General features: G+C 71.6%; 3 protein-coding genes. 1 reads left to right on the top strand and 2 read right to left on the bottom strand.

Annotated features, from left to right (window positions below):
* The coding region (locus tag H5J30_RS28490) for a GntR family transcriptional regulator (protein WP_181790162.1) at nt 1-179 on the bottom strand (179 nt) is incomplete at its 3' end.
* A 167-nt stretch (nt 180-346) separates the two neighbouring features.
* Here H5J30_RS28490 and H5J30_RS28485 point away from each other — a divergent pair.
* Entirely contained in the window at nt 347-1,093 is a 747-nt protein-coding gene (locus H5J30_RS28485) for an SDR family oxidoreductase (RefSeq protein WP_181790161.1), read from the top strand.
* Nucleotides 1,094-1,119: 26 nt separating this feature from the next.
* On the opposite strand, the gene sigJ is transcribed toward H5J30_RS28485, so the two are convergent.
* Nucleotides 1,120-2,013, bottom strand: coding sequence for an RNA polymerase sigma factor SigJ (gene sigJ, locus H5J30_RS28480; RefSeq protein WP_181790160.1), 894 nt, complete (start codon nt 2,011-2,013; stop codon nt 1,120-1,122).
* Nucleotides 2,014-2,216 lie beyond the last annotated feature (203 nt).

Below are 2,216 nucleotides of genomic sequence, written 5' to 3'. Positions count from 1 at the left end.
TCCAACTGGTCGAGTGCCTGCCGCAGGGTCGCGCGGGCGACGCCGAAGCGGGCCGCCAGCTCGCGCTCGTTGGGCAGGATCTCCCCTACCGAGAACTCCGACTCCAGCGCCTCGCTGATCACACCCTTGAGATGCCAGTACTTCAGCTCGGTCACCGTGTCCGGCTGCGTGGTCCCCACCTGATCCTCGCAATCCCCGTCGGCCTGGCCGCCTTTATGCGCGGTTGTTTATGAAAGGTTGTTGCAGTATCTCTCGCCGACAGTAGGACGCCACCCGGACTTGGTCAAGACCAATGCCCCTGGGGTACGGTCCGTCCGGCGATCCGACGGACGGCGGAAAGGCAGTGATGGACCAGGTCACGGTGGTCACCGGGGGCAGCCGCGGCATCGGCGCGGCGATCGTGCGCAGACTGGCCCGTGCGGGTCACGCCGTCGCGCTGGCGTACGAGCGGGCGGAGGCCGCCGCGGAGGGGGTGGCGGCGGAGGTACGGGCCGAGGGAGTGGCGTGTGTGGCCGTACGGGCCGACGTCAGCGACCCCGGGCAGGTCGACGCGCTCTTCGACACCGCCCGCGAGCGCCTGGGACCGGTCACCGGGCTGGTGAACAACGCCGGCGTCACCGGGCCGCTGGGCCGGTTCGACGAGACGCCCCTCGACGTGATGCGCCGCGTGCTGGACGTCAACGTGATGGGCACGTTCGTCTGCACCCGGCGCGCGGTGCGCGAGATGTCCACCCGGCACGGGGGCCGCGGCGGCGCGATCGTCACGATCTCCTCGGGCGCCGCCACCCTCGGCAGCCCCGGCGAGTACGTGCACTACGCGGCGAGCAAGGCCGCCGTGGACACCATGACGCTCGGCCTGGCCAAGGAGCTGGGGCCCGAGGGCGTACGCGTGAACTCCGTGCAGCCCGGGATGACCGTCACCGACATGCACGCGGCGATGGGCGACCCCGAGCGGCCGTGGCGCAACCCCGAGCGGGTGCCGATGCGCCGGCCCGGGGAGCCGGAGGAGATCGCCGGGGCGGTGGCGTGGCTGCTGTCCGAGGAGGCGTCGTACACCACGGGCGCGGTGCTGCGGGTCTCCGGCGGGCTGTAGCGGCGGGCGGTACGGGCCCGGATCCGCTACTTGCGGATGCCGCGGAGCTTGTCGCGGTTGCGCATGATGTAGATGCGCGCGATCCGGCCGTCCCGGAACTGCGGGACCATGACCGTGTCCGGCACGCCCTTCGACAGGACCACCAGGCCGAGCTCGCCGTTGATCTCGCGGAAGACCAGCTCCGGGTCCGCCACCGCGTAGACGCCGCGGGCGCCGCCGATGAAGGTCCGGGCCGCGTTGTCGGCGCCGTCGATGACGCGCCTCGGCCCCCTCGCCTTGCCCCCGGTGTCGGAGATCACGTCCACGTCCGAGGCCAGCAGCGCCATCAGGCCGTCCATGTCACCGCCGGAGGCGGCTTCGAGGAACCGCTCGGTGATGTCGCGCTGCTCGACGGAGTCGACGTCGTAGCGCGGCTTGCGCTGCGTGACGTGCCGCCGGGCGCGGCCGGCGAGCTGGCGCACGGCCTCGTCGGAGCGGTCGAGCATCGCGCCTATCTCCGCGTACGGGAAGCCGAACGCCTCCCGGAGCACGAAGACGGCCCGCTCCAGCGGCGACAGCGACTCCATCACCACGAGCATCGCCAGCGTCACCGACTCGTCGAGCAGCGCCCGCTCCGAGCTGTCCGGCAGCGTTTCGCCGAGGACGTCGGTGGCGAGCGGCTCCGGGAGCCAGGAGCCGACGTACGCCTCGCGCCGCGCCTGCGTCTGGCGCAGCCGGTCGAGGGAGAGGCGGGTGGCGATGCGCACCAGGTAGCCGCGCGGGTCGCGGACCCGCTCGCGGTCCGCGGCCGACCAGCGCAGCCAGGTGTCCTGCACCACGTCCTCGGCGTCGGCGAACGCACCCAGCATGCGGTACGCCACGCCCATCAGGACGGAACGGTGCTCCTCGAAGACGTCGAGATCGATGCCGTGTGCCACCACTCCATATCACCTGATGAGACCCCCACCTGTCCAATCCCGCGCACACGTGATTACGCTCCGCGCGGTGCACTTCCCCCCGCCGCGGGGGCAGTTGTTCACTTGTCGTTCGTGCCACGGGCAACACACGCCGGTAGGTCTGACGGCGCACGACGATCCGCACGTCGACGGGAGACCAGGTGAACACGGGAGACAGAGCGAGTGGC

Source organism: Streptomyces phytophilus (assembly GCF_013870535.1).
Classification (GTDB): Bacteria; Actinomycetota; Actinomycetes; order Streptomycetales; family Streptomycetaceae; genus Streptomyces; species Streptomyces phytophilus.
This window is presented reverse-complemented; position numbering and strand designations above follow the sequence as displayed.

Bases quoted from the DNA above. Each gene is read 5' to 3' on its own strand.
- H5J30_RS28485 (WP_181790161.1), top strand. From the start codon at position 347: ATGGACCAGGTCACGGTGGTCACCGGGGGCAGCCGCGGCATCGGCGCG.